The sequence below is a fragment of the Bacillus sp. ILBB4 genome (assembly GCF_035064545.1).
Taxonomy (GTDB): domain Bacteria; phylum Bacillota; class Bacilli; order Bacillales; family Bacillaceae_H; genus Priestia.
Map to the genome: position 1 here is coordinate 1,024,093 of NZ_JAIQVD010000001.1, position 23,668 is coordinate 1,047,760.

The 23,668-nt window shown below is 38.2% G+C and carries 25 protein-coding genes and 3 other annotated features (1 of these 28 cut by a window edge); of the genes, 2 read left to right on the forward strand and 23 right to left on the reverse strand.

The annotated features are described in order from the left end of the window. Positions 1-129 (reverse strand) — a binding site (T-box leader); it reaches 107 nt to the left of the window's first position. Between the two features lie 48 nt (positions 130-177). Beyond that, positions 178-942 (reverse strand): TrmH family RNA methyltransferase, encoded by a 765-nt coding sequence (locus LAV82_RS05435; protein ID WP_499715713.1) that lies wholly within the window; start codon positions 940-942, stop codon positions 178-180. Between the two features lie 140 nt (positions 943-1,082). On the opposite strand from LAV82_RS05435, the gene sspI reads away from it, so the two are divergent. Then, positions 1,083-1,289: a small acid-soluble spore protein SspI gene (gene sspI / locus LAV82_RS05440; protein ID WP_013059420.1), complete on the forward strand. Its 207-nt coding sequence runs from the start codon at positions 1,083-1,085 to the stop codon at positions 1,287-1,289. Between the two features lie 63 nt (positions 1,290-1,352). Here the strand turns inward: sspI and LAV82_RS05445 are convergent, their stop codons facing one another. Both LAV82_RS05445 and LAV82_RS05450 read right to left on the reverse strand, forming a co-directional pair. Further along, positions 1,353-2,438 (reverse strand): M42 family metallopeptidase, encoded by a 1,086-nt coding sequence (locus tag LAV82_RS05445; protein ID WP_016765694.1) that lies wholly within the window; start codon positions 2,436-2,438, stop codon positions 1,353-1,355. 77 nt (positions 2,439-2,515) lie between these two features. Then, on the reverse strand, positions 2,516-3,004 hold the full coding sequence (locus LAV82_RS05450) for a dUTP diphosphatase (protein ID WP_211077228.1): 489 nt from the start codon (positions 3,002-3,004) through the stop codon (positions 2,516-2,518). A 132-nt stretch (positions 3,005-3,136) separates the two neighbouring features. On the opposite strand from LAV82_RS05450, the gene LAV82_RS05455 reads away from it, so the two are divergent. After that, positions 3,137-3,514 carry a hypothetical protein gene (locus LAV82_RS05455; protein WP_016765696.1) on the forward strand — a complete coding sequence of 126 codons (378 nt, stop codon included), beginning with the start codon at positions 3,137-3,139 and terminating at the stop codon, positions 3,512-3,514. A gap of 18 nt (positions 3,515-3,532) precedes the next feature. On the opposite strand, the gene LAV82_RS05460 is transcribed toward LAV82_RS05455, so the two are convergent. The 20 genes from LAV82_RS05460 to mdh all read right to left on the reverse strand — a co-directional run bounded on the left by LAV82_RS05460 (position 3,533) and on the right by mdh (position 23,645). Continuing rightward, a complete protein-coding gene (locus tag LAV82_RS05460) occupies positions 3,533-3,793 on the reverse strand; it encodes a DUF1294 domain-containing protein (RefSeq protein WP_013059424.1) in 261 nt (86 codons plus the stop codon). Positions 3,794-3,853: 60 nt separating this feature from the next. Beyond that, on the reverse strand, positions 3,854-4,213 hold the full coding sequence (gene rplT / locus LAV82_RS05465; RefSeq protein WP_013059425.1) for a 50S ribosomal protein L20: 360 nt from the start codon (positions 4,211-4,213) through the stop codon (positions 3,854-3,856). A 39-nt stretch (positions 4,214-4,252) separates the two neighbouring features. Then, positions 4,253-4,453: a 50S ribosomal protein L35 gene (rpmI, locus tag LAV82_RS05470; RefSeq protein WP_013059426.1), complete on the reverse strand. Its 201-nt coding sequence runs from the start codon at positions 4,451-4,453 to the stop codon at positions 4,253-4,255. 21 nt (positions 4,454-4,474) lie between these two features. Continuing rightward, the gene (infC, locus tag LAV82_RS05475) at positions 4,475-4,978 is read right to left on the reverse strand and encodes a translation initiation factor IF-3 (RefSeq protein ID WP_013059427.1); all 504 of its coding nucleotides are present in this window, start codon (positions 4,976-4,978) and stop codon (positions 4,475-4,477) included. Positions 4,979-5,047: 69 nt separating this feature from the next. Beyond that, positions 5,048-5,170 (reverse strand) — a sequence feature (ribosomal protein L20 leader region). Between the two features lie 171 nt (positions 5,171-5,341). Next, positions 5,342-7,300 (reverse strand): threonine--tRNA ligase, encoded by a 1,959-nt coding sequence (gene thrS, locus LAV82_RS05480; RefSeq protein ID WP_194719240.1) that lies wholly within the window; start codon positions 7,298-7,300, stop codon positions 5,342-5,344. Between the two features lie 44 nt (positions 7,301-7,344). After that, positions 7,345-7,593 (reverse strand) — a binding site (T-box leader). Positions 7,594-7,653: 60 nt separating this feature from the next. Continuing rightward, positions 7,654-8,514 carry a sporulation protein YtxC gene (ytxC, locus tag LAV82_RS05485; RefSeq protein WP_013059429.1) on the reverse strand — a complete coding sequence of 287 codons (861 nt, stop codon included), beginning with the start codon at positions 8,512-8,514 and terminating at the stop codon, positions 7,654-7,656. Between the two features lie 96 nt (positions 8,515-8,610). Next, positions 8,611-9,543, reverse strand: coding sequence for a primosomal protein DnaI (gene dnaI / locus LAV82_RS05490; protein ID WP_013059430.1), 933 nt, complete (start codon positions 9,541-9,543; stop codon positions 8,611-8,613). A gap of 32 nt (positions 9,544-9,575) precedes the next feature. Beyond that, positions 9,576-11,003 (reverse strand): replication initiation and membrane attachment family protein, encoded by a 1,428-nt coding sequence (locus tag LAV82_RS05495; protein ID WP_499715714.1) that lies wholly within the window; start codon positions 11,001-11,003, stop codon positions 9,576-9,578. Positions 11,004-11,075: 72 nt separating this feature from the next. Next, on the reverse strand, positions 11,076-11,537 hold the full coding sequence (gene nrdR / locus LAV82_RS05500) for a transcriptional regulator NrdR (protein ID WP_013059432.1): 462 nt from the start codon (positions 11,535-11,537) through the stop codon (positions 11,076-11,078). Between the two features lie 243 nt (positions 11,538-11,780). Further along, positions 11,781-12,167 (reverse strand): cytosolic protein, encoded by a 387-nt coding sequence (locus LAV82_RS05505; RefSeq protein WP_211077225.1) that lies wholly within the window; start codon positions 12,165-12,167, stop codon positions 11,781-11,783. A gap of 93 nt (positions 12,168-12,260) precedes the next feature. Beyond that, positions 12,261-12,641: an adenosylmethionine decarboxylase gene (gene speD, locus LAV82_RS05510; protein WP_013059434.1), complete on the reverse strand. Its 381-nt coding sequence runs from the start codon at positions 12,639-12,641 to the stop codon at positions 12,261-12,263. A gap of 424 nt (positions 12,642-13,065) precedes the next feature. Continuing rightward, positions 13,066-14,097, reverse strand: a complete 1,032-nt coding sequence (locus tag LAV82_RS05515; protein WP_013059435.1) for a glyceraldehyde-3-phosphate dehydrogenase — start codon at positions 14,095-14,097, stop codon at positions 13,066-13,068. A gap of 218 nt (positions 14,098-14,315) precedes the next feature. Further along, positions 14,316-14,912, reverse strand: coding sequence for a dephospho-CoA kinase (gene coaE / locus LAV82_RS05520; protein ID WP_016765703.1), 597 nt, complete (start codon positions 14,910-14,912; stop codon positions 14,316-14,318). Between the two features lie 23 nt (positions 14,913-14,935). Further along, a complete protein-coding gene (gene ytaF, locus LAV82_RS05525) occupies positions 14,936-15,565 on the reverse strand; it encodes a sporulation membrane protein YtaF (RefSeq protein WP_028410526.1) in 630 nt (209 codons plus the stop codon). 60 nt (positions 15,566-15,625) lie between these two features. After that, on the reverse strand, positions 15,626-16,459 hold the full coding sequence (mutM, locus tag LAV82_RS05530) for a DNA-formamidopyrimidine glycosylase (RefSeq protein ID WP_499715715.1): 834 nt from the start codon (positions 16,457-16,459) through the stop codon (positions 15,626-15,628). Positions 16,460-16,480: 21 nt separating this feature from the next. Beyond that, the gene (gene polA / locus LAV82_RS05535; RefSeq protein ID WP_211077223.1) at positions 16,481-19,108 is read right to left on the reverse strand and encodes a DNA polymerase I; all 2,628 of its coding nucleotides are present in this window, start codon (positions 19,106-19,108) and stop codon (positions 16,481-16,483) included. Between the two features lie 328 nt (positions 19,109-19,436). Continuing rightward, complete coding sequence (pnpS, locus tag LAV82_RS05540) at positions 19,437-21,209, reverse strand: two-component system histidine kinase PnpS (protein WP_499715716.1); 1,773 nt, start codon at positions 21,207-21,209, stop codon at positions 19,437-19,439. Next, entirely contained in the window at positions 21,202-21,918 is a 717-nt protein-coding gene (locus LAV82_RS05545) for a response regulator transcription factor (RefSeq protein ID WP_013085192.1), read from the reverse strand. Before LAV82_RS05545 ends, pnpS begins: the two co-directional genes overlap by 8 nt. A gap of 178 nt (positions 21,919-22,096) precedes the next feature. Beyond that, entirely contained in the window at positions 22,097-22,573 is a 477-nt protein-coding gene (locus LAV82_RS05550) for a MaoC family dehydratase (protein WP_029320018.1), read from the reverse strand. A gap of 133 nt (positions 22,574-22,706) precedes the next feature. Next, positions 22,707-23,645 carry a malate dehydrogenase gene (mdh, locus tag LAV82_RS05555; protein ID WP_013059443.1) on the reverse strand — a complete coding sequence of 313 codons (939 nt, stop codon included), beginning with the start codon at positions 23,643-23,645 and terminating at the stop codon, positions 22,707-22,709. Positions 23,646-23,668: the final 23 nt, after the last annotated feature.

Consider the following 23,668-nt stretch of genomic DNA (forward strand, 5'->3'; position numbering starts at 1 on the left):
ATGTAAGATGGTCTAAGTGTCAACTCAAGAGGTGAATTCACTTATTACATTTATAAAAATGCTTTCAGTCGCGGCATTTTCTCCCTGCATAAACGGACATAAGCTACTGCTCTCTTTCATCGTTTTTTACATATGTAACTATTGTATTATTATAGTGAAAACACGTTCTCGATGCAACTACATTCCGCGTAAATAATAAAGTAAGATTCCAGAAGCGATGGCAACATTTAGCGACTCGCTCTTTCCATAGATGGGAATGTACAGATTCTGATCCGTTTGTTCCAGCACTTTCTCGCTTACGCCGTTTCCTTCATTTCCCACAATCAGCGCAAATTCGTTTGAAGGTTTTACGCATGAGTAGACCTTTCCATTTTGTAGAGACGTGCCGTAAACTGCTATTCCTCTTTCTTTTAACAGTGAAATCATTTCGAGTAAATCGCCTTTTACAATTGGAAGATGAAAAATAGCTCCTTGCGTTGAACGAACGACTTTTGGGTTGTACACATCCACGCTGCCCTCTCCAACGATAATAGCGTCCACTCCGGCAGCATCAGCGGTTCGAATAATCGTACCTAGGTTACCTGGATCTTGCACCGCATCTAAAAGCAATACTTTCTGTGCTGTATGAATGATTTCTGCATGCGTCGTTTGAAAACACACAGCGATAATCCCTTGAGGTGTTTCGGTGTCAGATAATAATTTGATTATTGCTTCGTTGACAACGGTTATTTCAATACCGTCTATGTTCCACTGTGCTGGCACTTCGATCGATTCGCGTATAATTAGTTCCTTTACACAATCCTTATTTTTGATAGCTTCTTCGACTAAATGAAAGCCTTCTACCATAAAAAGGCCCTGCTTATCACGGTCTTTTTTATTATGCAGCTTTTTCCACGCTTTTACCTGCGGATTTTTAACTGAATCAATTTGTTTCACAAACATAACTCCTTTATCTATATAAAAATAAATAGTTCGATTACATTTTGCTCAATAATCATTAGATAAGTTTCACTTTATTGTACATAGAAATCGCAAAGAAAACAAAAACTATTGGTAACTTTACGATAGCTGAGGTGAAAATGATGGATCTTAATTTACGAAATGCTGTTATTGCAAACGTTTCAGGAAACTCAAAAGAAGAGCTTGAAGCTACAATTTCTGACGCTATTCAAAGCGGCGAAGAAAAAATGCTCCCTGGACTTGGTGTTTTATTTGAGGTGCTTTGGGAAAAGTCTCCAGAATCAGAAAAAGAAGAAATTCTGACAACGCTTGAAAACGGTTTAAAATAAATAGCCTTGTCCTATGTACTATGTACAGCAAAAAGCTCATTCTCCTAGGAGAATGAGCTTTTTTTAATTATACGTAATTGCGTTCACCGTATTTCGGTCTAAGCGTTTAATTACTTCCGCAATTAATTTAACTGCATTTTCATAATCATCACGATGAAGCATCGCTGCATGAGAATGGATATAACGAGTTGCGATCGTAATTGAAAGTGCTGGCACCCCATTAGCTGAAATATGGATAGAACCTGAGTCCGTACCGCCTCCAGCGATTGCATCAAATTGATATGGAATATTTAATTCATCTGCCACATCTACCACTGTATCTCGAAGTCCTTTATGAGAAACCATGGAAGCATCATATAAAATGATTTGCGGACCCTCTCCCATTTTAGAAGATGCTTCTTTATCAGAAACACCAGGTGTATCGCCAGCGATGCCGACATCAACAGCAAATGCAATATCCGGTTCAATAAAGTTAGCGGATGTTTTTGCACCTCGAAGTCCAACTTCTTCTTGCACCGTTCCTACACCATACACAACATTTTCATGTGTTTCATTTTTTAAAGCTTTTAATACATCGATAGCGATTGCACAGCCGATACGGTTATCCCAGGCTTTCGCTAGCAGCATCTTTTCGTTGTTCATAACCGTAAATTCGAAATAAGGCACAACCTGATCACCAGGTTTTACTCCCCACTCCGCTACTTCTTCTCTGCTAGAGGCACCAATATCGATGAACATATCTTTAATGTCAACGGGCTTTTTACGAACTTCTGGAGGCAGGATATGAGGAGGCTTTGAGCCAATAATCCCCGTTACCTCTCCTTTAGATGTAACGATGGTTACGCGTTGAGCAAGCATAACTTGAGACCACCATCCGCCTACCGTTTGAAAACGAATAAAGCCGCGTTCATCAATTTGAGTCACCATAAAGCCTACTTCATCTAAGTGACCGGCTACCATAATTTTAGGCCCTTGTTCGTTGCCCACTTTTTTTGCAATCAAACTGCCTAGCCCATCCGTCGTTACTTCATCTGCATAAGGTGCAATATATTTCTTCATAACCTCACGCGGTTCACGCTCATTGCCAGGAATTCCTTTTGCATCTGTTAGTGCTTTAAGCATCGTCAATGTTTCATCTAACTTTGTCATATGGATTACCCCTTTCATATGTATACCTCTATTATAGCTAAAAAGAGGTTGAAGTAAAATTTCCCATCCCTTTATTTCTAGTATCCTTGTTCTTGGCGTTTAAAATTCACTTCATTTTTTGAGATGTACGCCTTTTCAATATGTTCAGCGGAAAAACCAAACATATCGCCAAGCGTCATGTACGATACAAACATCTCCACAAAGTTTCCTTTCGACTGATCCTGCTCGAAAGCAGCAACTTGTGCAAATACCTGTAAAAATTGTGCTGTTTTTGAATCACTTGCTTTTGCATTTGGTAATTCAGTTAAATCATCGTATCCTTTTTCAATCCCTAAAGAAAGGATAAAATGTACGCCGTCCACAAATTCTTCTAAAATAACAGCGTCTTCAGCCGGAGGTTTGACGCTCCAAAATTTGAAGCAGCGCGTTTCGTTTGCCAGTTCTCCCATTTCGACAAGCAGTGCTAAAAGCTTTCTTGGAATCAAATCTTCCTTATGAAGCTCATGCTTATCCTCTATATGCTGATCCAGCTGGCGCTGCATGGTAAATAGCTGTTGTAAATTCAATGTAATCACTCCTGTAATTATGTATATCTTCTTCTTTTTAAACCAATAAAGAAATTATATCAAAAATCATGAAACTTTTTAGAGACTCGAACGTAAAGTAAGAAAACTGTGCCTTGTAAAGGAGGGAGCGTTATGTTTGTTATTGTTATCGTTCGCGTGTTCATTTTCGCGCTTGTTGCTTACACACTATTAAAGCTGGTTCAGCATTTTCGCAGTCCAAAGCGGAAGCTTGTAGCAGCTCAGGAACATCAGCAATTTTTTGTCGTTGACGAAAAAACGAATATCCGCAAAAATTTTCTACTAACGTATAAAGGTATTTTATTTGAAGGAGAAAAATACAGCAATCCCAATGAACCAGAATCTTTGTCAATTACAATGGTGTTAACAGATCCATCTCGATTACATGAACTGCAAAAACAAGATTTCAAGCTGCTGGAAAGCCACGTACACGACATGTATCCAAATGCTCCTATTCGCTGGAAAAGCCCCGTTCGAGAATTTTTACACTGAGCACAAAATCATTTGTGCTCAGCTGATAACAAAAAAGAAAAGTAAATCAAGAGCAGCAAGAATAGGAAAACCTACTGTAAACGATGTGTGCTTCGTTTTATGACGATAGCAATACATACCAATCAGTCCTCCAAGAGCTCCTCCGATAGCAGCTACCGTCCACAGTGTGCTTTCGGCAATTCTCCACTCATGTCTTTTCGCTTTTTGTTTATCTCTATACATCATTCCTACCCCTACTATATTAATAACAATAAAATAGGTAAGCAGCAGTTCATTCATGATATGTCCTCCGATAGCAAAAAAGCCTCATCATCTAAAGATGACGAGACTTTATATTCATTACTTATCTAAGCCTTTTTTAGCAGCAGTTGCTAATTCAGCAAATGCTTTTTCATCAGCTACAGCTAAGTCAGCAAGCATTTTGCGGTTAACTTCAATACCTGCTAATTTTAAACCGTGCATTAAACGGCTGTAAGAAAGACCGTTCATACGAGCAGCTGCATTAATACGTGTGATCCATAATTTACGGAAGTCACGTTTTTTCTGACGACGGTCACGATAAGCATACATGTGAGATTTCATAACTTGCTGATTAGCAACTTTATATAATCTATGCTTCGAACCGAAGAAACCTTTAGCTAATTTTAAAACTTTTTTACGACGTTTGCGTGTTACTGTACCGCCTTTTACGCGTGGCATAATTGTTTACCTCCTGTATTGTTTCTATCTCAACCCAAATTACTTAATGTTATCTAATAAGTGACGGATACGTTTGAAGTCACCTTTGCTTACTAAAGAACCTTTACGTAATTTACGCTTTTGTTTTGTAGATTTGTTAGCGAATAAATGGCTTGTGTAAGCACGAGCACGTTTTAATTTACCGCTTCCAGTCTTTTTGAAACGCTTTGCAGCGCCACGATGTGTTTTCATTTTTGGCATGGGGTGTTCCTCCTCGTTCTATTACTTTTCGTTTTTAGGTGCCAAGACTAAGAACATGCTGCGGCCTTCCATTTTAGGAGCCGATTCAACTGAACTTACATCTTCGCAAGCTTGTGAAAAACGTTCAAGTACTTTTTGGCCAATCCCTTTATGAGTAATGGCACGACCTTTAAAGCGAATAGACGCTTTCACTTTGTCACCTTTTTCAAGGAACTTGCGTGCGTTACGAAGTTTAGTGTTAAAATCATGTTCATCAATTGTTGGACTTAAACGAACTTCTTTTAAGTTTACAACTTTTTGGTTTTTACGAGCTTCTCTTTCTTTACGTTGTTGCTCGTAGCGGAATTTACCGTAGTCCATAATACGACATACCGGCGGTTTCGCATTTGCAGCAACCATTACTAAGTCAAGATTTACTCGTGAAGCAATTTCTAATGCTTCATTTTTTGATTTAATTCCTAATTGTTCACCGTTTTGATCAATTAGACGAACTTCGCGAGCTCGAATGCCCTCGTTTACCATCATGTCCTTGCTAATAAGTAGCCACCTCCAAGGTTTAATGAGCGAATACGCTTGCTTAGACCGATTATTAACTCACACAAAAAAGTGTGAGTACATACTGCACCCACACTTCTATCGTTTTAATTAAGATACGATGTACCTGCTAACTGCTCTATGCGTCACTCAGGTGAGAAGCGGGTGCTTCTTCTTCTGTATAAACAAGTATTCAATTACTTAAGCTATTATAGTATCAACAAAGACAAAAGTCAATGATTTCGTTCTTTTTTCACAACAAAAATTATTGTATCAAAGGAAAAACATTTATGCAACAGTTTTTTATAAATGTTGCATAAAAAAGCAGAGAATTTCAATTCTCTGCTTTTTTCATTAGCGAGATGCTTCTGCTTTTACATTTTGTAAAAAGGCTTGGAAGTCCACTGTTTCTGAATTCTGCTCACCGTATTTACGTACGTTTACTGCTTTATCCTCTACTTCTTTATCCCCTACAACAAGCATATAAGGAATTTTTTGCATTTGAGCCTCACGGATTTTATAGCCGATTTTCTCATCGCGAGAATCAAGTTCCACACGAATACCCGCCAGCTGAAGCTGTTCTTGCACTTCTTTTGCATACTCAAGGTGAACGGTAGGTGATACCGGAATCACTTGAACTTGTACAGGTGCTAACCACGTTGGAAAAGCTCCTTTGTATTCTTCGATTAAGAAAGCTACAAAACGTTCCATTGTTGACACCACGCCGCGGTGAATAACAACCGGTCGATGTTGTTTTCCGTCTTCTCCTACATACGTTAAATCAAATCGTTCAGGAAGTAAGAAATCCAATTGAACCGTAGATAGCGTCTCTTCTTTACCAAGAGCTGTTTTAACTTGAACGTCTAGTTTTGGACCGTAGAATGCCGCTTCTCCTTCAGCTTCATAATAATCAAGGTCAAGCTCATCCATCGCGTCTTTTAACATGCTTTGTGCTTTTTCCCACATTGCATCATCATCAAAGTATTTTTCTGTATCTGCAGGGTCACGGTAAGATAGACGGAATGAATAATTTTCAAATCCAAAATCTTTATAAACCGCTTCAACTAAGCGAACTACACGAATAAATTCTTCTTTGATTTGGTCGGGACGTACAAAGATATGCGCATCATTTAGTGTCATGCCTCGAACACGCTGAAGTCCTGATAATGCTCCTGACATTTCGTAGCGGTGCATCGTTCCAAGCTCAGCAATACGGATTGGAAGCTCACGATAGCTGTGAATACCTTGTTTGTAAACCATCATGTGATGAGGGCAGTTCATCGGACGAAGAACCAGGTCTTCGTTATCCATTTCCATTGCAGGGAACATGTCATCTTGGTAGTGCTCCCAGTGACCAGACGTTTTGTAAAGTTCTACACTTCCGAGCACTGGAGTGTAAACGTGCTGATAACCAAGGCTTACTTCTTTATCTACGATATAACGCTCGATAATACGGCGGATCGTCGCACCTTTTGGAAGCCATAAAGGCAGACCTTGTCCTACTTTTTGAGAATTTGTAAATAAGTTTAGCTCTTTACCAAGTTTACGGTGGTCACGTTCTTTTGCTTCTTCAAGAAGACGAAGATGCTCGTCTAAATCTGCTTTTGTAAAGAATGCTGTACCGTAAATACGCTGCAGCATTTGATTATCGCTGTCTCCGCGCCAATAAGCACCCGCCACGCTTAATAGTTTAAATTCTTTAATTTTGCCTGTTGACGGCACGTGCACGCCTCGGCAAAGGTCAAAGAATTCGCCTTGTTGGTAAATCGTAACCTTTTCACCTGCTGGAATCGCATCGATCAATTCAAGCTTTAGTTCATCGCCAACTTCTTTAAAAAGTTGAATGGCTTCTTCACGAGAAACTTCTTTTCGTTCAATTTCAATATTTGAATTAACGATTTTTTTCATTTCTTTTTCAATTTTACCTAAATCTTCAGGAGTAATTGATTCTTCCATATCGATGTCATAGTAAAAACCGTTTTCGATAACCGGCCCTACACCTAGCTGTACTTTTGTATCTTTGTACAAACGTTTGATTGCTTGAGCCATTAAATGCGCTGTACTGTGACGCATAATTTCAAGCGCTTCAGGAGCATCTTGCGTAATGATTTCAAGACTGCCATCTTGTTCAATTGGCGTACGTAAATCCAGCAGCTCGCCGTTTACTTTGCCTGCTAATGCTTTCTTCTTTAATCCCGGGCTAATAGAAGCCGCAATATCTTCTGTTGATGATCCTTTTGAATACTCTTTAACAGCTCCATCAGGAAATGTCATTTTGATTACTTCTGACACAACTTTCCACTCCTTTAACATAACTGAATAAACTTTTTGTAAAAACAAAAAACTCGTCCCTTATCAAAAGGGACGAGTTGTGTATACACGCGGTACCACCCTTGTTTCCTCTTCGTATCTTGGATAACCCAAAGAACCCGAAGCGGCTCGAGGTTTTATAACGGAAATTCCGTCAGTAATTACTAGAGGCTCTGCTCGTTTACTACTGAAGTTTAGAGGTGGTAAGAATATATTCCGTGTTAGGAGATTTTCAGCCTGGATCTCCCTCTCTACAAACCGTAAATATACACTCATGTCCTCATCATAACTTGTAACATATAGCTGTTTTTCAATATGCATTTATTATATTCATTTTCAAAATAGAAATCAACCTTTCACGTTATATTTTGCTTTTGATCAAACGGAAATTCATTTTTTTCGTATAACATAACTTTTTCTTGGAAGATATTTTGAATGGTATAAACAAAATCATGATCATGCTGGTCGCTATACAGATGAATAGCAGCTGGAGATAAACTTAGCAAAGGCGCGATAATAGTTGAGTCTATGTATAATGATTCTTGTTCAGATAAAAAGGCCTCTGCTAGAGCTGCACATTCACGTTCAGGAACATATCTACTATTGTGGTCGTACAACACAAACTTGTTTTTATTCAAGTGCATTACATACACATCGCCTGTAGATAACTGTCTTTCATTAGCTGCTTGACGCAGCTGATGAATAAGAATTTGATAGTCTTGTTCAAGCTTATATTCATCAATCGCCAGCTCGGCATAATAGCGCAGCCGCTCTTGATATTCTTTTAAGCGGAATTGGAGAAAAGACTCAAAGGTGAATGTTACATTATGAATGAAGAAGTCTTGAAGAGCCTGGCGGATAAGTAATTCTCTTGGAAGAGAAAATGTTTTTTGCGGAATTTCGCCTCTCTCTCCTTCCATAATCCCCCCCATAATTTGAAGCAGCAAATCTTGCTCTTCCTCTTCTGAATAGAAAAATTGTTCTTTTAATATGTTTACCATCATCTTTTTTTCTTTCTTTTTTAAAATTACGTGGGTTAATACCGGTATCACCATGTCTTGTAAAACGGCCTCTCTATTGTATGTCTCATCAATGACTAAAAGCTGATTATTCACCAGCTTCAAGCACTGTGAACCATATGATAAAGCGCTTCGCTTCGCGCATAAAGACTCATATACAACGACTGCGTCTTCTACATATTTAAAGAATATTTTCATTCCTCATAGCCCCCCTTTGGACACGCTTTATTAATGTATATGGGGCAACATGCAAAAAAATGAGCAAGTCGTTACAAGAAATGTAAAACGACCTGCTCATCTATTTCGTTTATTCTCTCCATTCATTTCAACAGGAATGGCTAGAGACTTAATTCGTTCCATGACACGAGCGGCTTTGAGCTCTTCCTGCTCGCCTCTTTGGGTATAAGTCAAATGATGTTGAAGCTCTTTAAAATTTAAATTCGAGCTGAAAAATGTCGGCAAATTTTCGAGCATACGGAATTGTAAAATGGTTCCGAGCACATCGTCTCGCATCCAGCTCGTTACGGATTCTGCTCCGAGATCATCAAGCATAAGAACCGGTACTTTTTTGACATACTCTATTTTCTCATTGAAACTTTGATCTTGAAACGAACCTTTTAACTCACGCAAAAACTCCGGGACATACAGAATGGTAGATTTCACTTTCTTTTCGGCTAACGCATTGGCAATTGCTCCAAGAAAATACGTTTTCCCCACACCAAACGAACCGTGTAAATATAAAGCTTTCATTTTCTTATTTGGCTCATATTCTCGCACAAAATCTCTTACTAGTTTAATGGCTTCAAATCTTCCCTGCTCAATTTCAATATCAGACATTGTTGCCTGTAAAATTTCTTTAGGCACGTACATACACTGAATAAAAGATTCTTGTTCTTTTCGCTCATCTTCTTGTACTTTTCTAGGACAGCGTTCATACTGTAAATCAATATTACGGCCTTTTACAACCAGCTGAGGGTGGTATCCTTTCACCATGTTGACGCAGCTTTGCAAAGAAGGACACTTGTCACAGCATTTGCTTTGGTCGATAAATTCATGCATCTTCATCAGACCTCGGTCGACCATTTGCTCATCTAACTCATGGCGATGCTCTTGCAAAAATGTTTTAACTTCGGGATTAGACAGGATACTGTTTCTTAATGCTTCTAAGCGTGCTTTAAAATCCTTTTTGTTCACTAACTGATTTAGTGAATCATTGATAGGCTTCATCTTTTTCACCTCACCTCTATCATACCTGCTTTTTATTCTTTATGCTTTTGTTTTAGCTCTTGATCTAACTGCTTGAGCTCTTCTTGTAGCTTTCGTTTTTCTTCTTCAAATCCGTCCACTTCTTTTGAAGGCTGCTTTTTCTCTTCTTTTTCTTCATCGCTCAGCCACTCTGGCACCATTTCTTTACGCACAATTTTTCGTCCAGCCGTTTTTTTATTTTGCTTTGCTTCGGTCCAATTCTGATATTCTTTCTGTTCATTTTTAGCTAAATTCATGGCATCTTGAACAGTTTGTACCTTTTTGCGCGCCCAGTGTCCAGCAATTTTCTCTACATAGCTCTTAGATAATTTCATATCGGATCTTAGCATAACATAGTAAATAAGAACATTTACTACCCCTGGTGAAAGCTTTTGGTTAAACATCACTTCTTCGATCATTTGCAAATCTGCTTTTGAAGGCTCTGCTCCCCCGGAAAACTCGATCAAAAGCTGTCGAGGAGAAGTCACTTCAAGCTGTTGAATGAGCTGCTCTTCCTTTGTCTGCGGCTGCTTTTCCTGCATAGTACGAAGCATAGGCGGCTGAATTTGTTCGCTTAGATTTGGAAGTGCTTCTCCATTTTCAAATTGGTAAAAGGACTGTGCCGCTTTTCTAAGCAATTCAATATCAACTTGATCGTTCTCATTTAGCGAATCGAGCACCACGTTTTTCATTTGAAGAGGATCGATACCGTATAAAAAGGCTAGCTTTTCAATCGCTTGTTTTACTTTAGATGTAATAGACCTTTTCGAAATCATTGAATCTGTTAGACCTGCTAAAAATAAATCAAAATCAAAGGAATCCGGGCTCATCTCAATAGAAGCGCGTTTGGAGGAATCCACAAAGTCCGTTTGAGCATCAGGAGAAAATACATCCTTGCTTTCAGACTGAAAACTTGGAGCCAGCTCTGTTGCTTTAACTGATTTAAATACATCGTTAAATGAATGCGTCACGTCTGTGAACGATTGGTCATCGACGAGTGAATCAGAAAAATAATTTTTTACTTTTTGAAAGATAGATTTTCCGAGTCGGTTATATAAATATACATTTAACACGCCATCGTTAAAAAACTGATGGGGCGTAAGAGGAGGAATGAGCTCATAAATGAACACACGAACATCATTTTCTTCCTTAATATATGTTTTTAACAAACCAATGCCTTCTAATTTTAACCGCTCATGGTAAATAGCTTTCAAATTAATTTGCATCATTGACATTAGATGATGATGCGTAGACTCTTTCCCCCATAAACGATCTTGTTCCAGCTCGCTCCATAGCGTCATATACAGACCAAAGCACGTTGTACCCACCAACGGCTGATAGAGCATGGTTAAAATCTTTCGGTCGTATTCCTGCAGTATGCCGTTCGAACGAACAACATAACGATCGACCGGTATCATTTCTTTCCAATGTTGTTCTTTCATGTCGTTCCCTACCTACTTTTAAAGTAATAGAAATGACAAAAAAAGAGCCTAAAGAATACTTCAATAGCTCTTTTACAGTCGTTCCTTCTTAATTAAATCTTTTAATTCATCAATAAATACATTGATGTCTTTAAATTGTCGGTATACAGAAGCAAATCGAACATAAGAGACTTCATCGATAGCAGCTAATCGCTCCATCACCATTTCTCCTACCACATCTGACTGCACCTCTGATGTACCCTGACTGCGCAGCTCTGTTTCAATATCGTGTACGGTATCTTCTAATTGTTTTAAGCTTACTTGGCGTTTTTCACACGCCTTAATTAACCCTCGAAGGATTTTGTCTTTGCTGAACTCTTCTCTCGCTCCATCTTTTTTTACAACAATTAACGGAAGTTCTTCTACTTTCTCAAAAGTTGTAAAACGATAGTGACACTCTTCGCATTCACGTCTTCTACGAATAGAGCGGCCTTCTTCTACAGGGCGCGAGTCCAGCACTCTCGTTCCATTGTAATGACAGGATGGGCACTTCATATTCTCAGCTCCAATAATAAACCTTGTTTTTCTTTTTATTTTCTCTTATATAAGTTAATTTCCATCTATGTTAGCCGGCTATTCGCCATTTATTATGATTTTTATCATCATTTCCTTTAACAAACACGATGCTGTATTAAAGGATTTGCTTTATTCCATCTTATAGAAAACAAGGCTTGAATACAAGTAAAGGAAAAGGAATTTCCCCATTTTATTTCCTGAAATTCAAAAATGATAAGGAACTTACGAAGAAATAGGAATAAGTTTTTGATCAAAGCTCTTATAAAGCGTACGTACAAGTTCTTTACTAAAACCAAAATCAACCGGCACCACTTTTGATTCTGTTGTAGCAGAAAAATCGATAGCGGTTTCAAGAGGACGTACGTTAATAATAGTAATCACAACAAAAGCTTTTCTTCCTTTTACAACGTTTAAGCTAATTTCTCCTCGCTCTTCATACGCAGCAAGTATCTCTATCCCTTGCATGTGCTTCAACATTTCATAAACTTGCTTAAATGCATTCCCGGCCGTTGTTTTGTAATAATGCGTTTTTAGAGTCGGATCTGAATGGTGATCGCTTGTTTCTACATGATTAGAAAATAAAGATTTAACTGCTTGTACTACCCCCATGTTGTTATCCCCTTTGTTTTTGCGTATTAAAAATTTATATACTAAAAAGAGGTGTGTAATACACCTCTTAACTTACGTAATCAATCGACACTATTAAAGTGCATTCGCTTTAGTTTGTTTTACCTGAACAGGACCCATTCCACGTGGCAATTCAATTGTTTCACGTGTCTGTGCACTTAGAGCATCTGCAATATAATCTGCTGCGATTGTAGGATCTAAATGACCACAAGTATAAACATCGATACTTGCATAACCATGCTCTGGGAAGCTGTGAATCGTTAAATGTGATTCTGAAATAATAACAACGCCACTTACACCTTGAGGTGCAAATTTATGGAACGCTACTTCGCGAACTTCCGCACCAGATTTTAAAGCTGCATCAACAAACGTTTTTTCAATATAATCAATATCATTTAACTTATCGAAATCGCATCCCCATAATTCTGAGATGACATGACGACCCATTGTTTCCATAATGATATTTCCCCCTTTAACAATTTTTAATCGTTAAACATGAAGTTCTTTCGCCATATAGCATGTTAACTACCACGGGGGAAAGTTAGTCCAAAGAGGTCCTAACCCTTTAAGTAGCCACATCACCGAAAGGTACACAAGAAGTTCACGAAACATAGTATACTTTGTTTACATTTATTTTGCAATACGTGTTTTGATTTTATTAAAGATTGTTCTTGCAGATAGACCTATACAAATTACCCCTGTATTCTCGTGAGACAGTGTGTAAAAGCTGCTAAACGACTATTAATTTTTTATTAAAATTGAGGAAAATAAACACCCCTTTGCATGCTTATCTTATTGCTTTTCCCTATTCTTTTGAATAAAAACAAAAAAAAACAGGGCGATAGCTCCCTGTTTTTTTTAAAAGCAATCAATAGCTTTCTTAGCTTACTCTTATTTTTGATCCATTACGCATTTCTGCAGCAATATATCTTACCAAATCGACTACGCGCTGAGAGTAGCCCCACTCGTTATCGTACCAAGCTAACACTTTAATTTTATGATCTTCCATTACGATTGTGGATAGTCCATCTACAATCGCTGAATGAGGATTTGTATTAAAGTCAATTGATACGAGTGGTTCCATTGTTAAATTTAAAATATTCTTTAATGGTCCTTCAGCAGCTTTAATAAACGCTAAATTAACATCTTCCATCGTCACAGGTTTCCTTACATCCACAACTAAATCGACAAGCGATACGTTCGGCGTTGGCACACGAAGCGCCATCCCATGAAGTTTTCCTTTTAAATGAGGAAGAACTAATGAAAGTGCCTTGGCTGCTCCAGTTGTTGTAGGAATAATTGATTGAGCACACGCACGAGCTCTTCGCAAATCTTTATGCGGATTATCGATATTCTTTTGATCATTTGTATATGCATGAACGGTCGTCATTAAACCGTTTTCAATTGTGAACGCTTCGTCTAGTACCTTGACAACTGGAGCTAGACAATTTGTCGTACAAGAGGCATTGGAAATAATGTTATGCTGATTCACATCAAACTCTCGTTCGTTTACGCCCATCACAATGGTGATATCTTCTTGTTTACCCGGTGCCGTTAAGACAACTTTTTTCGCACCTGCTTCAATATGTAACTGCGCTTTTTCTCTTGAATTAAATTTTCCCGTTGCTTCAACAACTAGATCAATCCCAAGCTCTTTCCAAGGCAAATTCAGCGGATCACGTGAATTTAATAGCTGAATTCTTTTACCGTTAACAATTAGCGCATCATCATCACATTTGACATCTCCATTAAATGGTCCGTGTATAGAGTCATATTTGATTAAATGTGCTAACGTTTCTGCTGGATAAGATGCATTTATTGCAATAATATCTAAATTTTCCTCTATAATCGCTGTGCGAAACACCATTCTTCCTATTCTCCCAAAACCATTAATGGCAATACGTGCTTTCATGGCTATACCCCTCTCTATATGTGTTATACTATTTAACTTTTTATATTGAATAGTATAACATAAATATTTAAAAAGTGAATAATATTAATTTTTTTTAATAAATTATTTTAATTAAGTTTTACTATATGTATATAGCGAGAACAGATATTTAACACATTCTTTTTTAGAAGCCCTTAAATATTCCCAATAAAAAAAGAGTGAATGCAATCATTCACTCTTTAATCTAGCCATAGGGCTAATATACTTAAAAGCTGTTGTTTTGTTTCCTCTACAGGACCGTTGTTATTGATCACCGCATCGGCTAAGGCTACTTTTTGAATCAAAGGCAGCTGTGCATGGATACGCGCATAGGCATCCTCCGCCGAGAGGTTATTACGCGACTTTAACCTTTCTAGCTGCACAGACTCATCGACATATACAACCACTACTTTATCCACTAAGTGTGTCAAATCGCTTTCAAACAGCAGCGGAATATCTAATACAACGGCTTCGTAACCTTCCTCTATATAGCTTTCCTTTTGAGAAAGCATTTCTTTTCTTACAGCAGGATGTACAATTGCATTCAACTTTTTACGTTCTTCCTCTTGATAAAACACAATTTCCCCTAAAGCCGCTCGATTGATCTCCGCGTTCTCGTGAAGAATAGAACGGCCGAACGTCTCGACAATTTGTTTGTATGCTTCTTTTCCTGGTTCTACGACTTCTTTTGCAATGTGATCAGCGTCGATTACTGGAATATTGATATCTCGTAGCATTCCGGTTACCGTGCTTTTTCCGCTTGCAATTCCGCCCGTTAATCCAATTACAATTGACATTGGTCTCTCCTTTATCCCTTTATTTAAAATCTAAAAATACCTAAAATAATGAGCAGAACTCCTGGTACAAACGAGAACATTTTCATCCATGATAAACGTGAAAAAACCTTGCCAAACTGTATGCCCGCACTTAAAAAAAGCGAACTCATAAGAGCTACAGCAATTGCTAGAGCATACGGCGAATAACCTAATAAAGCCGCTCCAAACCCTGCTCCAAATGCATCCAGAGATAATGCAATTCCAAGTATAAATGCTTCAATTCCATTGATGGAACCTGAATTATCTAAATCTGCTGCAATTGGCTTTTTCAATACGTTGATGACTAGGCCAATTGACTTAATTTCAATTTTCACTAATGTTTTTTCTTCTTTCACTCGAGATGAATCTGCCGGACAAAAAAACTGGTATAAAATCCACATCCCAAGCAGAACAAGAATACCTCCGCCTACTTTATTTAGTACATCCACTGAAAATAGATGCGTAAGTACTTTTCCTAAAAACATAGAAAACATTAAAGAAAATGCTGAGCAACATGAAATAATAAAAATGGATTTCAGCGGGATTTTCACCTTTCGAAGTCCGTATGTCAGGCCAACGCTAAAGCTGTCAAGACTTACGGCAAAAGCAAGAATAAGTAAAGAAAATGTTATCATGATGAGAGGACTCCTTTCCTTTCTGTCTATACGTAGTATATGAAAGGAGCCCATCCATTGTTATTTTTTAGCTAGCTGACAATTTGGGCAGATATGTGTTCCTCTACCGCCTACAACAAATTTTTCAATTGGAGTACCGCACATTTTACAGGATTCGCCTTTTCTTCCGTACACATAAAGCTGCTGCTGAAACATGCCTATTTGTCCCTGTGTGTTTACATACGTGCGAATTGTGCTGCCTCCTTGCTTCACAGCTTCTTGAAGAGTCGCTACAATTTCTTCGTACAATTTTTCATACTCTTCGTCTGTTAATTGGCTGGCCACTCGTTCAGGATGAATCCCTGCGCGAAACAGTGCTTCATCTACATAAATATTTCCAAGCCCAACCACGACATTTTGATCGAGTAAAACCGGCTTGATTTTTCGAGAGGTTTTGCCGATTCTCATTTTTAATTGACTAGGATTAAATGTTTCGTCAAACGGTTCAGGTCCAAGGCCAATAAGAGGAGGAAACAGATCTTCCTCTCCCTTTTTAAATAAGTGCATAGTACCAAACTTCCTTACATCTCGGTATCGCAATTCCGTTCCATCCGTGAAGTGAAAAAAGACGTGTACATGCTTATCTGGTTCTTCTGCATTCTCATGGAGAGCATATTTCCCTTCCATACGCAAATGAGAAACCATCGTATAATCATCGAGCACAATTTTCAAAAACTTACCTCTGCGTTCAACATCTCGAATGGTTTGTCCAACAAGCGCATCACAAAACTGTTCAACTTGTTCAGGACGTTTGATAATATTAGGCCATTTAACTGTTACACGCTCAATGGTCTTTCCACTGGCTAATTCAATTAACGTACGTCTGACGGTTTCAACTTCTGGTAATTCTGGCACGTTTGTCACATCCTTTTTCCACTACTTTGCTTCGTACCAAGTCTTTCCGTAAGAATAATCTACTTTCAACGGAACTTCTAGCTCTAAAGCGTTCTCCATTACTTCTGGTACGATTTTCTCTAAAATTTTAATTTCTTCTTCTGGGGCTTCAAAAATCAGCTCATCGTGTACTTGAAGCAGCAGCTTAGCCTGAAGATTTTCATCTTTTAAGCGCTTATCCATTTCAATCATTGCTTTTTTAATAATATCAGCTGCCGTCCCTTGGATAGGCGTATTCATAGCCGTACGCTCAGCAAAGCTGCGGAGGTTAAAGTTTCGGCTCGTGATTTCAGGCAAGTAACGTCGGCGGTGCAAGAGCGTTGTTACATATCCCTTTTCTTTTGCATCGCGTACAATCGTATCCATATACTCCTGTACACCAGGGAAGCTTTTTAAATAGCGTTCAATAAAAGTAGCCGCTGCTTTTCTTGTAATTCCTAAACTTTGCGATAAACCGTAATCACTGATGCCATAGACGATTCCAAAGTTAACTGCTTTAGCCTGGCGGCGCATATTCGACGTTACTTCTTCTCTTTCGACGTGGAACACATCCATCGCTGTTTTCGTATGAATATCTAAGTCATGCTTAAACGCATCGATTAGCTTTTCATCATCTGCAATATGAGCCAGTACGCGCAGCTCAATTTGTGAATAATCCGCCGCAAATATTAACCAATTAGGCTGTGAAGGCACAAACGCACCTCTTATTTTTTTACCTTCTTCAAGACGAATCGGGATGTTTTGCAGGTTAGGATCTACTGAGCTTAACCTCCCCGTTTGAGTTAACGTTTGATTAAAGCGGGTATGAACTTTTCCATCGCTTTCATGAATAACCTTTTTTAATCCTTCAATATACGTAGACTGTAATTTTCCTAGCTGACGGTATTGTAAAATCTCTGGGATAATATCATGGGTACTAGCTAATTGCTCTAATACATCGGCTGATGTGGAATAGCCTGTTTTTGTTTTCTTTATGACTGGAAGCTGCATTTTTTCAAAAAGAACAACTCCTAGCTGCTTTGGCGAATTAATATTGAATTCTTGTCCAGCGTATTCGTAGATTTTCGCTTCAATTTTTTCAAGCTGCTCTCGAAGATCTTCGCCCATTTCATCCAAACGCGCGCGGTCAATTTTCACCCCTTGATATTCCATATCAGCAAGGACAATGGCAAGAGGCATTTCAAGCTTCTCAAACAGCTCAAACTGTTCATTTTCAACCAATTCTTTTTCTAAAACTTCTTTTAAATAAGCTACGGCGGCTGCTTTTCTTATAACATGTTCAGCTAGCTGATCAGCTTCCGCAATGCTTCGCTTAGCTCCTTTTCCATACACAGCTTCATCTGATTGCACTTGATGGTATCCTTTTAATTTTGCAATTGTTGCTAGGTCATCATTTGCCTCAGCAGGATTCAAGATGTAAGAAGCAATCATTACATCATGTTCAATTCCTTTAATTTCATGCCCCGCCCATTTTAACGATACAATCGTACGTTTTCCATTAAACACCGTCTTTTTTACACGTCCATCTTCTAACCATGCTTTAAATTTAGAAGATGAAAGAGCTGTATCTTTATCAATAAAATAGTGGCCATTCTTGTTGCTGATTCCAAAACCGAGCAGCTGATTGTGATGGTAGTTTTCTTCATACCCTTCTACGATCAGAGCTGCTTCGCTTGTTAACATATCATCGTGAACTTCCTGCGCTATTTCAAACGTCAGTTCTTCAAAATCTGCTTCCTCTTCTGCTGATTCACCAAATTTAGCAAGCAGAGAATTAAACCCAAGCTCTTTAAATAATGAGATGACCTTTGAAGATTCAAACCCGTCATACTTTGCATCTTCTACAGATACTTCCAGAGGCGCTTCGCAATAAATAGTTGCAAGCTTTTTACTCATGATGGCTGATTCACGATTATCTTCTAGCTTTTCTTTTAATTTTTTACCGCTGACTTGATCGATAGATTTCAATACATTTTCAACCGTTTCGAACTCTTTTAATAGCTTTAAGGCTGTTTTTTCGCCGACTCCGGGCACGCCTGGGATATTATCCGAGCTGTCCCCCATAAGGCCCTTCATATCAATAATTTGTGCAGCCGTAATACCATACTTTTCATCAATGGCTGCAGGCGTATAGGAATCGACATCCGTAATTCCTTTTCTCGTAATATCTACGGTTACATGTTCTGACACAAGCTGAAGTAAATCTTTATCCCCGGAAATGACTTTTACGGCCATTCCTTTTTTTTCAGCTTGTTTTGAAAGCGTACCGATAATATCATCTGCTTCATAATCAGGCAGTTCATAGCGCTTAATCCCATATGCATCTAATAACTCACGAATAAAGGGAAACTGCTCTGAAAGTTCAGGAGGCGTCTTTTGTCTGCCTCCTTTGTATTCTGTAAATGTTTTGTGGCGAAACGTTGTTTTCCCTGCATCAAATGCCACAAGTAAATGCGTCGGCTTCTCTTCCTCTAAGATACGTGTCAGCATTGTAGTAAAGCCATATATGGCATTTGTATGTATTCCTTTATCATTGTTTAAAAGCGGCAAAGCAAAAAATGCACGGTAGGCAATACTATTCCCGTCAATTAATACTAGTTTTTGTGTCATTCATGTTCCTCCATTTCGCTCTCTTCTTATCTTACCTTTATTTTAACAAACAATAAGCTTTAAGGACAAAAAGTAATCTTGAGTTCAACGTTTTATTTTCATGTGGTGATAAGATCTGTACATCATAAAATAAAAACACCGCCTAGTTATTTTAGGCGGTGTAACATGTGAATGGATAGAAATTGTCAAAAAGAATCGGCGAAAATAGCACGGTTAAAGCTATTTTCGCCTTACACATTGGCTCCTTGGATGAAGGGGTTTCCATGAAAAATTGTATCAATTAATTATTAAGCTACATTAAATAAATTGTAAAAGGAACGTAAACATTTTACATCTGCAGCAAATACTTGTGCAGCTTCACTGAAAAAGTTGTCCCTTTATTGACTTCACTTTTCACTTCAATTTCCCCTCTATGAGCTTCAACAAGATGTTTAACAATTGCTAATCCAAGACCTGTTCCTCCGGAATTACGGCTTCTTGCCTTATCTACTCGGTAAAAGCGCTCAAAAATACGTGAAATTTCATCAGAATCAATACCGATACCTGTATCTTGAACATGAACCGTAATCGTTTCTTCTTCCTCTTCAAGCGAAACGTGAACAGTTCCTCCAGGCATTGTATACATGAGCGCATTGCCGATTAAGTTAACAAACACTTGCATAAGGCGCTGACTGTCACCATCAATCCACGCTTCTTCAGGAAGCGTATCTAACGTTAGCGTGATTTCTTTTTCAGTTGCTCGGTTTGATAGCACTGTCGTCACTTCGTAAAGAAGCGTATTCAAATCTACTGAATGAATGCTTAGTTTAAAGCCTTGCTGTTCAACTTTAGACAAATCTAAAAGATCTTGAATCAAGCTCTCCATGCGCTGACTTTCCGTTAAAATGATAGATAGAAACTGCTGGCGCAGCTGTGGATCTTCCATGGCACCGTCTAACAATGTCTCACTAAACCCTTTTATAGACGTAATAGGAGTTTTTAGTTCATGAGACACATTCGCTACAAAGTCACGGCGAACTTGTTCTAGTTTTTTTAGCTCGGTAATATCATGGAAAACAAGCACAATCCCTTTCCATTCATCATTTAAGCCAATAATCGGCGCTCCATAAACATCAAAATATCTTCGTTCAATATTTAAAGGCAGAACCACTTGTTTTCGAACCTTTACTTCCGTCATAAATATTTTTTCCACAAGCTTAATGATTTCTTTATGCTCAAATACCTCGTAATACAAATGATAAAGGAAGTCATCCGGATGTATATGAAACTGCTCTTTATAAGCTCGATTCACTAAGTTTATATAGCCTCGACTATCGATAAGAAGCATGCCGCTTCCCATATTTTCAATTAGCGTGCGCAGCCTGTCCTGCTGCATTTCTTGATTAGTGATAGACTCTTGCAGATTACGAGCAAGTGCGTTAATAGACTGACTCAGCATCCCTGTTTCATCTACATAATCTTCATATGTACGAGCTTTATAATTCCCTTTTGCAAGTTCCATAGCCACCTTGGTTGCCGATTCAATAGGACGGGTATAGCGTCCCATAATCTTTACACCTAAGAGTAAAATCACAATCAAAGCTAGACCTAAGCTTCCAATAAGAAGGCCCCAAATTTGCTGATTTACTTGTTTTAATGAATCAAATGATGTACTTAGCACAACAAATCCCTCTTGCTTACCTTCTATAATCAGCGGGATACCATAGTAATATAAGTCATAATCTTCTTTAATTTGATCAAAGCTTTTTTTACTGTTTAACTGCTTTTTTAATACTTGTTGGATTACGATACTTTTTTCGATTCTTTGCTGCTTGCTGCCTGGATTTGAGTCAATTAATATTTTTCCGTCTTTTTGAACGATAGTCGTTCTTACACTTAACGAATGGCTGATTTGATCAACTTTAGATTTTAAAGCAGGACTTGTGATACCTTCTTCGCTAATGTACATTTCTACAAGCTTTGCCTCTTTTTCCATTCGCTCTTGAAACGTCTGAAAATAAAAGTTTTTAAACAACTGTCCCAGCAGCAGGCCAAGACCTACTAATACAATAATAATAAGTACTAATAGAGCCAAAAGTAGCCTTGAACGAAATTTATTCATCTACCTTTGGTTCCTCCAGCTTATATCCTAATCCTCTAATCGTTTTTATATAAACAGGTTTTCGCGTATTGTGTTCAATTTTCTCACGCAAATGGCTGATGTGCACATCTACAATTCGCGTATCTCCGGCAAAATCATAATTCCACACTGCACTTAGCAGCTGATCACGAGTTAATACCCGTCCTTTGTATTTTGCCAAATATAATAACAACTCAAATTCTTTTGGAGTAAGCTCAAGCTGCTCTTGATTAAAGTAGGCCTCATAATGATCTGGAAGAATTTTTAAATCACCGATCATGATGCGCTCGCCATCTTCCTCTTGTTCATTTTCCTGAGCAATGATTTGTGTTCTGCGTAAAATGGCTTTTACACGTGCTACTACTTCTCGAGGGCTAAATGGTTTCGTCATGTAGTCATCTGCGCCAAGCTCTAGCCCTAATACTTTGTCAAACTCATCGTCTTTTGCAGTTAACATTAAAATAGGCGTCATCACTTTTTGCTGACGAAGCTTTTTACAAACTTCAATTCCATCCATCTTAGGAAGCATCAAGTCTAACACAATTAAATCCGGTTTTCCTTCTAGTGCCTTGTTGTATCCTTCTTCCCCGTCTTCAGCTGTTTCTACTGTAAAGCCAGCTTGTTGTAAATTATATTGTAATAATGTTGAAATTGATTGTTCATCATCTACGACTAATAATTTCTTACTCATATTAACGATATAAGCCTCCATCTAGTTAAATTAAACCGCAGCTTCATCCAAATGATATTATTTTCTATTTATCTTCTCTTATCATACAATGTTTTAGCCTCGTTCTCCAATACATTTCAACATTTTCAGAAAATATGATCAAACAGTTTCTTCTATATTTATAAATATTTAAGGCGTTTTAAAAATTTTCAAAGTCGTGTGTCTCTACTGATGGAAGTCTAAACGGCGGATACACAAGAAACCGCGCCGTTACTACTTTCTCTTTTTGCTCATTGACCGCTTCCACCTCAACCGTAACAGTTCTAGAAGAAACATCTACCTCTGTCACTTCAAATAAAAATTCAATCGTGCTATAATGATGAATCTTTTTGGGGAAGGCTACCGTATGTTCTGCAACGTGGCTTCCAGGTCCGGGCAAATACTTTGAAATGGCTGCTGTCATAATACCGGTAATCATAATACTTGGCACAATAGGTTTTTTAAAAGGGGTCTGAGATGCGTAATCATGCTGAATGTATAAAGGGTTAGAATCATTTGTCAGCCCTAAGTACAATAAGATATCCTTATCTTCAATTCGTTCCGTTAGCGTTAATTTTTCTCCAACTTTTATATCTTCAATACTTCGGCCTATTTTTTGTTTTTTACCTAATACCATCATCATTCCACCTTTTGTATAAAGTAATAGCTTTTCTTTATATACAAGAAAAATTCGAGGTTTCCCTCGAATTTTCCTTGTGACTATTGTTTGAATATTGATAAAAACCTATACTCAAACCTATTTTATTGTATTAAGCTAATACACCCATGACAGTTTTAACTGATTTTGCTGATTGATCTAACGCAGCTTTTTCAGAATCAGTCAGCTCTAATTCAATTACCTGCTCAATTCCTGCAGCTCCTAATACGGTTGGAACACCTAAGTAGATGCCGTTATAACCATATTCACCCTCTAGGTAAGCAATCGCTGGTAAAATACGACGCTGATCTTTTAAGATCGCTTCTGTCATTTCCACTAAGGAAGCAGCAGGCGCGTAGTATGCACTTCCGTTACCTAATAAGTTAACGATCTCGCCGCCGCCTTTGCGTGTTCTTTCAACAATTGCTTCAAGACGCGCTTTTGGAATAAGCGTTTCAAGAGGAATACCGCCAGCATATGAGTAGCGTACAAGAGGTACCATATCGTCGCCATGTCCACCAAGTACAAAACCTGTGATATCTTTTACTGAAATGTTTAACTCCTGCGCTACGAACGTACGGAAACGTGCAGAATCTAATACGCCTGATTGACCGATTACGCGGTTTTTAGGAAAACCAGATTCTTTAAATACTGTATACGTCATAGCATCTACCGGGTTTGTCAACACGATGATGTGACAGTTTGGCGAGTATTTAACAACTTCTTGAGTAACAGACTTCATGATTTTTTGGTTCGTTGTTACTAAATCATCGCGACTCATACCTGGCTTGCGCGCGATACCAGCTGTAATAATGACAATGTCAGAATCAGCTGTGTCTTCGTAGTTGGCTGTTCCTGTAATGTTAGCGTCAAAGCCTTGTACAGGACTTGCTTCTAACATATCCAGCGCTTTACCTTTAGCTGGATTTTCTAATTGCGGAATATCAACTAATACAACATCAGCTAATTCTTTTTGACCAATTAAAAAAGCAGTTGTAGCTCCTGTAAAGCCCGCTCCGATAACAGATACTTTTTTACGCATATTTGCCATTATAATTCCTCCCCTAAATGAAT

Bases quoted from the DNA above. Each gene is read 5' to 3' on its own strand.
- coaE (WP_016765703.1), bottom strand. From the start codon at position 14,912: ATGTCAATTGTAATTGGATTAACGGGCGGAATTGCAAGCGGAAAAAGC.
- infC (WP_013059427.1), bottom strand. From the start codon at position 4,978: ATGATGGTAAACGAGGGCATTCGAGCTCGCGAAGTTCGTCTAATTGAT.
- pnpS (WP_499715716.1), bottom strand. From the start codon at position 21,209: ATGAATAAATTTCGTTCAAGGCTACTTTTGGCTCTATTAGTACTTATT.
- LAV82_RS05435 (WP_499715713.1), bottom strand. From the start codon at position 942: ATGTTTGTGAAACAAATTGATTCAGTTAAAAATCCGCAGGTAAAAGCG.
- speD (WP_013059434.1), bottom strand. From the start codon at position 12,641: ATGGAAACAATGGGTCGTCATGTCATCTCAGAATTATGGGGATGCGAT.
- LAV82_RS05460 (WP_013059424.1), bottom strand. From the start codon at position 3,793: ATGAATGAACTGCTGCTTACCTATTTTATTGTTATTAATATAGTAGGG.
- nrdR (WP_013059432.1), bottom strand. From the start codon at position 11,537: ATGAAGTGCCCATCCTGTCATTACAATGGAACGAGAGTGCTGGACTCG.
- mdh (WP_013059443.1), bottom strand. From the start codon at position 23,645: ATGGCAAATATGCGTAAAAAAGTATCTGTTATCGGAGCGGGCTTTACA.
- sspI (WP_013059420.1), top strand. From the start codon at position 1,083: ATGGATCTTAATTTACGAAATGCTGTTATTGCAAACGTTTCAGGAAAC.
- LAV82_RS05545 (WP_013085192.1), bottom strand. From the start codon at position 21,918: ATGAGTAAGAAATTATTAGTCGTAGATGATGAACAATCAATTTCAACA.
- LAV82_RS05505 (WP_211077225.1), bottom strand. From the start codon at position 12,167: ATGGGGGTAGTACAAGCAGTTAAATCTTTATTTTCTAATCATGTAGAA.
- polA (WP_211077223.1), bottom strand. From the start codon at position 19,108: ATGACACAAAAACTAGTATTAATTGACGGGAATAGTATTGCCTACCGT.
- LAV82_RS05515 (WP_013059435.1), bottom strand. From the start codon at position 14,097: ATGAAAGCACGTATTGCCATTAATGGTTTTGGGAGAATAGGAAGAATG.
- LAV82_RS05550 (WP_029320018.1), bottom strand. From the start codon at position 22,573: ATGGTATTAGGTAAAAAACAAAAAATAGGCCGAAGTATTGAAGATATA.
- LAV82_RS05455 (WP_016765696.1), top strand. From the start codon at position 3,137: ATGTTTGTTATTGTTATCGTTCGCGTGTTCATTTTCGCGCTTGTTGCT.
- ytxC (WP_013059429.1), bottom strand. From the start codon at position 8,514: ATGAAAATATTCTTTAAATATGTAGAAGACGCAGTCGTTGTATATGAG.
- rpmI (WP_013059426.1), bottom strand. From the start codon at position 4,453: ATGCCAAAAATGAAAACACATCGTGGCGCTGCAAAGCGTTTCAAAAAG.
- rplT (WP_013059425.1), bottom strand. From the start codon at position 4,213: ATGCCACGCGTAAAAGGCGGTACAGTAACACGCAAACGTCGTAAAAAA.
- LAV82_RS05445 (WP_016765694.1), bottom strand. From the start codon at position 2,438: ATGACAAAGTTAGATGAAACATTGACGATGCTTAAAGCACTAACAGAT.
- dnaI (WP_013059430.1), bottom strand. From the start codon at position 9,543: ATGAAGCCTATCAATGATTCACTAAATCAGTTAGTGAACAAAAAGGAT.
- thrS (WP_194719240.1), bottom strand. From the start codon at position 7,300: ATGTTAAAGGAGTGGAAAGTTGTGTCAGAAGTAATCAAAATGACATTT.
- ytaF (WP_028410526.1), bottom strand. From the start codon at position 15,565: ATGATAACATTTTCTTTACTTATTCTTGCTTTTGCCGTAAGTCTTGAC.
- LAV82_RS05495 (WP_499715714.1), bottom strand. From the start codon at position 11,003: ATGAAAGAACAACATTGGAAAGAAATGATACCGGTCGATCGTTATGTT.